This is a genomic window from Streptococcus pseudopneumoniae, from assembly GCF_001074975.1.
In the GTDB taxonomy this organism is placed as follows: Bacteria; Bacillota; Bacilli; order Lactobacillales; family Streptococcaceae; genus Streptococcus; species Streptococcus pseudopneumoniae_D.
The window spans coordinates 1-6,182 of record NZ_JUUO01000003.1 but is presented as its reverse complement, the minus strand read 5'-3'; the positions used below and the strand labels follow the sequence as shown (position 1 = coordinate 6,182).

Below are 6,182 nucleotides of genomic sequence, written 5' to 3'. Positions count from 1 at the left end.
GATTCTTTCTAATGATGGTTTGGTTGCTTTTCATTATAGATCTTATGGGACTTTTTTTCTACACCAAAATAGGCTCCATAATGTCTATAGGGGATTTACCCACCACAAATATTATAGAGCCAAAGAATAGAAAAAAGAAGTTGAGAAAATAAATCCCAACTTCTTTTGTTTCTTAACGTGATACGCGGCGACGAGCTGCTTTTTTACGGTTTTCTTCGATGAAAGCTGCTTTTTGCTCTTCTGGTTCGATTACTTTCTTTTTGAATGCGTATACTGCACCTGCAACTGCAGCGACAGTTCCTGCGACACCTGTTACAAGACCTTTAGCGAATCCTTTTGCCATGAGTCTTCCTCCTTTATCTTCTTAATCAGCCAGCCTCCTAAAGAGGTCACATTTTTCTGACTGACCTTTTTGTGTTATAATAATAGTAACGAAAAAATGGGAATTTTTCAAGGAAAAAAGATGAAAACAAAAATAATTGTGATAGTTGGACCGACTGCAGTTGGAAAGACAGATCTAGCCATTGAAGTTGCTCAGCGTTTTAATGGCGAAGTTGTTAGCGGTGATAGTCAGCAGGTTTACCGAGGTCTAGATATTGGAACTGCTAAGGCTAGTCCAGAAGAGCAGGCAGCTGTTCCCCATCATTTAATCGATGTTAGAGAGGTAACCGAGTCTTACTCGGCTTTTGATTTTGTTTTAGAAGCTAAGATGGCTATTGAGGATATTCACAGTCGGGGTAAGCTAGCTATTATCGCTGGTGGGACTGGACTTTATATCCAGAGCTTGCTAGAAGGTTATCATCTTGGTGGGGAGACTCCTCATGAGGAGATTTTAGCTTATCGAGCTAGTTTGGATCCTTATACAGATGAGGAATTAGCTCATCTTGTGAAGCAAGCAGGACTTGAAATTCCCCAGTTTAATCGTCGTCGTGCTATGCGTGCCTTGGAAATTGCTCATTTTGGTCAGGATTTGGAAAATCAAGAGACCTTGTATGAACCGCTGATTATCTGCTTGGATGATGAGCGCAGTCAATTATATGAACGAATCAATCATCGAGTGGATTTGATGTTTGAGGCTGGGCTTTTGGATGAGGCCAAGTGGCTTTTTGACCATTATCCTGATGTGCAGGCTGCTAAAGGAATTGGTTACAAGGAACTCTTTCCGTATTTTCGTGGAGAGCAGACCTTGGAGGAAGCTAGTGAGAGTCTCAAACAGGCTACTCGTCGTTTTGCCAAGCGTCAGTTGACCTGGTTCCGTAATCGTATGCAGGTCACCTTTTATCAGATTGGAGAGTCTGGAGTGCAAGACCGTATTTTAAGCCAGATAGAGGAGTTTTTAGATGATTGATACGGAGAAAAAAGAGGAGCGGGTCCTGCTGATTGGTGTGGAATTGCAGGGCATGGACAATTTTGACCTCTCCATGGAAGAATTGGCCAGTCTAGCCAAGACAGCTGGAGCAGTCGTAGTAGATAGTTACAGACAAAAACGCGAAAAATACGATTCTAAGACCTTTGTCGGTTCTGGTAAGTTGGAAGAAATAGCTAAAATGGTGGATGCAGAAGAAATCACGACTGTCATCGTCAACAACCGTCTGACACCTCGGCAAAATGTCAATTTAGAGGAAGTCTTGGGTGTCAAGGTCATTGACCGTATGCAGTTGATTTTGGATATCTTTGCTATGAGAGCTCGAAGCCATGAAGGGAAGCTCCAAGTGCATTTGGCCCAGCTCAAATATCTCTTGCCTCGCTTGGTTGGTCAGGGGATTATGCTTAGTCGTCAGGCTGGGGGAATTGGTTCCCGTGGACCTGGTGAAAGCCAGTTGGAGCTGAACCGTCGTAGTGTTCGCAATCAAATCACGGATATCGAGCGCCAGCTCAAGGTTGTTGAGAAAAATCGGGCGACTGTCAGAGAAAAACGTTTGGAGTCCAGCACCTTTAAGATTGGTTTGATTGGTTATACCAATGCTGGGAAATCGACTATTATGAATACTTTGACCAGCAAGACCCAGTATGAAGCAGATGAATTATTTGCGACTCTGGATGCGACAACTAAAAGCATCCATCTGGGAGGCAATCTTCAGGTTACCTTGACGGATACCGTTGGATTTATTCAAGACTTGCCGACAGAGTTGGTATCGAGTTTCAAGTCTACCCTAGAAGAAAGCAAGCATGTAGATCTCCTGGTCCATGTCATCGATGCCAGCAATCCTTACCACGAGGAACACGAAAAAACAGTTCTGTCCATCATGAAAGACTTGGATATGGAGGATATTCCTCGCCTGACCCTTTATAATAAAGCAGATTTGGTAGAGGACTTTATGCCTACTCAAACACCTTATGCCCTCATTTCTGCCAAGTCGAAGGATAGTCGTGAGCAGCTGCAAACTATACTGCTAGATAAGATCAAGGAAATTTTTGAAGCATTTACCCTGCGCGTGCCTTTTTCTAAGTCCTACAAGATTCATGATTTAGAAAGTGTTGCGATTCTTGAAGAACGGGACTACCAAGATGATGGCGAAGTCATCACAGGCTACATTGCAGAGAGAAACAAATGGAGATTAGAGGAATTTTATGACTGATATCAAAACCTTGGCTCTAAAATATGGGGGCTATACGACTCTGGACAAGGTCTATCTGGATCAGCTTCTAGCTGGTAAAACAGAGCAGGAGCAATTGTCTCTTATCACACCTCCTCCAAGTGTCGTTAATGCCTATTTTGCAGAACTCTACCAGAAAAAGAGTCCTGAAGCTGCGACGGATTATTTTGCAGAACTCAGTCAGGAACTGAATCTTTACAATACTGAACCTAGTTTCACCTCAGAAAACAAGCCTTTTGTTCGGCTTAATCTGTCTGGCAAATCCTTTGGTTTTTGCTATGAGAGTGAGAGTCTGGGACGGATTTTCTCTGAAAATAAAGAGGTTATTTCGGAAGACTTGCTCTTTGAAGTTGCACAAATTTTCCCCCATCAACTCATCTTTGAAGAGTCTGGAAAGATTTACTTGAAGTCTGTCGGGGACGAGGAAGTTGTTAGTGTGGAGAGTCTCACAGCTTTGACTGATTTAGAAAGCTTGGCTGACGGTCGTAAACGTCTCAAAGGCTACAGTCAAGAGGATTTATTACAAGAAGCTACTGCTTTTTCTGGCAGGCGCTATTTCCGATCGGAAAACCGCACAGCCATGTTATATATTGATTAATTAGAAAGTATCGAATGGATATTCAATTTTTAGGAACGGGGGCTGGTCAACCCTCTAAAGCCCGCAACGTTTCAAGTCTTGCCCTGAAACTTTTGGATGAGATTAACGAAGTCTGGCTCTTTGACTGTGGAGAAGGAACGCAAAATCGTATTCTTGAAACCACGATTCGACCACGGAAGGTCAGCAAAATCTTTATCACCCACCTGCATGGAGATCACATCTTTGGCTTGCCAGGATTCCTTTCTAGCCGTGCCTTTCAAGCAAATGAAGAGCAGACGGATTTGGAAATCTATGGACCTCAAGGGATCAAGTCATTTGTCTTAACCAGTCTTCGTGTGTCAGGTTCTCGCCTGCCTTATAAAATTCATTTTCATGAGTTCGACCAAGATTCTCTAGGAAAAATCCTTGAGACCGATAAATTCACGGTGTATGCAGAAGAGCTGGATCATACTATTTTCTGTGTTGGTTATCGTGTCATGCAAAAGGACTTGGAAGGAACGCTGGATTCTGAAAAACTAAAGGCTGCTGGCGTCCCATTTGGCCCGCTTTTTGGAAAAATCAAAAACGGTCAGGACGTTGTTCTCGAAGATGGGACTGAAATCAAGGCAGCTGACTATATCTCAGCGCCACGTCCAGGTAAGGTTATCACCATTCTGGGCGACACCCGAAAAACTAATGCCAGTGTGCGTCTGGCTATCAATGCTGATGTCCTGGTCCATGAGTCCACATATGGCAAGGGTGATGAAAAAATTGCCCGCAATCATGGTCACTCAACCAATATGCAGGCAGCGCAGGTGGCAGTAGAAGCAGGTGCTAAGCGACTCTTGCTCAACCATATCAGCGCTCGCTTTCTATCAAAAGATATTAGTAAGCTCAAGAAAGATGCGGCAACGATTTTTGAAAATGTCCATGTGGTCAAAGACTTAGAAGAAGTGGAAATCTAAAAGATTGAGAAAGGATAAGTATGCGTACTATTCTCATTACCGGAGCTAGCGGTGGTCTGGCCCAAGAAATGGTCAAACTCCTGCCAAATGATCAACTCATCTTGCTTGGTAGAAATAAGGAAAAATTAGCCCAACTCTACGGAAGCCATCCCCATGCAGAATTGATTGAAATCGATATTACAGATGATTCAGCCCTAGAAACTCTGGCAGCAGACCTCTATCTCCGCTATGGGAAGATTGATGTTTTGATTAACAACGCTGGTTACGGGATTTTGGAGGAATTTGAGCAGATTTCCGACCAAGATATTCACCAGATGTTTGAGGTCAATACTTTTGCTCTGATGAATCTGTCTCGGCGCCTTGCAGCTCGTATGAAGGAAAGCAGAAAAGGCCATATCATCAATATCGTCAGCATGGCAGGTTTGATCGCTACTGGCAAGTCCAGTCTCTACTCAGCAACAAAGTTTGCGGCTATTGGTTTTTCAAATGCTTTACGCCTCGAACTGATGCCCTATGAAGTCTATGTGACAACAGTCAATCCAGGACCAATCCGTACAGGATTTTTTGACCAGGCCGACCCAGATGGAACCTATCTTAAATCGGTTGAACGCTTCCTGTTGGAAGCAGATGCAGTGGCTAAAAAGATTGTCAAGATTATAGGAAAAAACAAACGAGAACTTAATCTACCAATTTTGTTGAACCTAGCCCATAAGTTTTATACTCTCTTTCCCAAGCTAGCTGATAAGTTGGCAGGGGAGACTTTTAATTATAAATAAAAAAGTTGTTCCTAAAATGGAGCAACTTTTTTGACGATTAGAACAAATCAATTCCAGTCTTATTTAATGCGTGGCAATGATAAGTAAAGGCGTTGATAAAATTAGAGTAGTATTGCTGATCAATGAATTTTGCACTTTGAAGATAATTAAATAGATTTTTGGCTAAGGGAATAGCCTCAGGTTTGTTCCATCTAAATTGATTGTAAACATGTTCAACTTCTAGGAACATGAGGGGAATAGCCAGATAGCCTCGTTCGAAGGTCTGAAGTGATTTAATTTTTTTGATAATATCATCAGCCTTTTGATAGTATCTCAGCTCTGAGAAGTATTTTGCGGAGAAAGTGAGAGCATTTAAAATACGGATGTAGGTGTCAGTATTGGCACTTTCTTTGTACATAAGTAGTAATTGTTTGCTCATATGGTCAATGAGTTCCATCGGACAATGATTGACGATGACGCGATAAATTTCAAGTTCGATACTATTAAAGACATCCGATTTCATTAAATGATTGATAATGTTTTGAATTCTGGCAACAGTTTCTGGACTCTTTGATATGGTTGGATAATGTCTTAATTTAATAGATTTAAAAATCATCTCTGCCTGAAGTGGATTGTCTTTTAGATAGACATCAAATAATTTTTCGTAGTCTTCAATGTAAGTGAGGATATCTTCTTCATGGACCACATGCTTGCCAAATTCAATAGCAGGTAATTCTAAGCAGTCTCCACCTTTATTTGCATAGGCGAGAACAAAATCATTCCATTCAACTCCGATAACAATTAACAGTTTGGCAAAGTTTTCAAGTGAGATTCCCTTGTCTCCTTTTTCAAATTGACTTAGGAATTGTGGTGATACGATATCTGAGGCAGCTTCCTTTAGGCTGAGTCCTCGTGCTTCACGCAGGTACTTAAATGTAGCTCCAAATGGGTATAGATTTTCCATAAATAATCTCCTTACATACTTCTAAAACTATTATACAAAAATTTAGAGAAAAAATAGGGAAAAGAAAACTATAGTTACAAAATATTAGAATTCTATGCTATTTTTGGATTTTTTAAATAACATTGAAACTATAGTTTAAATGACGAAAAATTTAGATATCTATTATGGTATCATAAGGGAAAGAATAGATAAAAAAAGTGAGCTTGTTATACTAGTATAACAAGGATTGACTTACCACTCAATCCTATTCTATCAGCCATCAAAGGAGAAAATGATGAAGAAACTGAAAACCCTAACAACTTCAACAGCTATTGCGCTTGCGTC

7 protein-coding genes are annotated in these 6,182 nt (G+C 41.1%); 5 read left to right on the top strand and 2 right to left on the bottom strand.

The genetic code is table 11. The features are described 5' to 3' along the window. Positions 1-172: 172 nt before the first annotated feature. On the bottom strand, positions 173-343 hold the full coding sequence (locus tag ADI86_RS00150; RefSeq protein WP_001051780.1) for a DUF3042 family protein: 171 nt from the start codon (positions 341-343) through the stop codon (positions 173-175). A 120-nt stretch (positions 344-463) separates the two neighbouring features. Between ADI86_RS00150 and miaA the strand changes: the two genes are divergently transcribed. The 5 genes from miaA to ADI86_RS00125 are packed head-to-tail and all read left to right on the top strand — an operon-like array spanning position 464 to position 4,915. After that, positions 464-1,348, top strand: coding sequence for a tRNA (adenosine(37)-N6)-dimethylallyltransferase MiaA (gene miaA, locus ADI86_RS00145; protein WP_049531294.1), 885 nt, complete (start codon positions 464-466; stop codon positions 1,346-1,348). Next, positions 1,341-2,579 (top strand): GTPase HflX, encoded by a 1,239-nt coding sequence (gene hflX / locus ADI86_RS00140; RefSeq protein ID WP_049531293.1) that lies wholly within the window; start codon positions 1,341-1,343, stop codon positions 2,577-2,579. Before miaA ends, hflX begins: the two co-directional genes overlap by 8 nt. Further along, positions 2,572-3,195, top strand: a complete 624-nt coding sequence (locus tag ADI86_RS00135) for a cystathionine beta-lyase (RefSeq protein WP_049531292.1) — start codon at positions 2,572-2,574, stop codon at positions 3,193-3,195. The genes hflX and ADI86_RS00135 overlap by 8 nt, the downstream gene beginning before the upstream one ends. Positions 3,196-3,209: 14 nt before the next feature. After that, complete coding sequence (gene rnz, locus ADI86_RS00130) at positions 3,210-4,139, top strand: ribonuclease Z (RefSeq protein WP_049531291.1); 930 nt, start codon at positions 3,210-3,212, stop codon at positions 4,137-4,139. Between the two features lie 20 nt (positions 4,140-4,159). Then, complete coding sequence (locus ADI86_RS00125) at positions 4,160-4,915, top strand: SDR family NAD(P)-dependent oxidoreductase (protein WP_049531290.1); 756 nt, start codon at positions 4,160-4,162, stop codon at positions 4,913-4,915. A gap of 37 nt (positions 4,916-4,952) precedes the next feature. Here the strand turns inward: ADI86_RS00125 and ADI86_RS00120 are convergent, their stop codons facing one another. Continuing rightward, the gene (locus tag ADI86_RS00120; protein ID WP_049531289.1) at positions 4,953-5,858 is read right to left on the bottom strand and encodes a helix-turn-helix domain-containing protein; all 906 of its coding nucleotides are present in this window, start codon (positions 5,856-5,858) and stop codon (positions 4,953-4,955) included. Between the last annotated feature and the right edge of the window lie 324 nt (positions 5,859-6,182).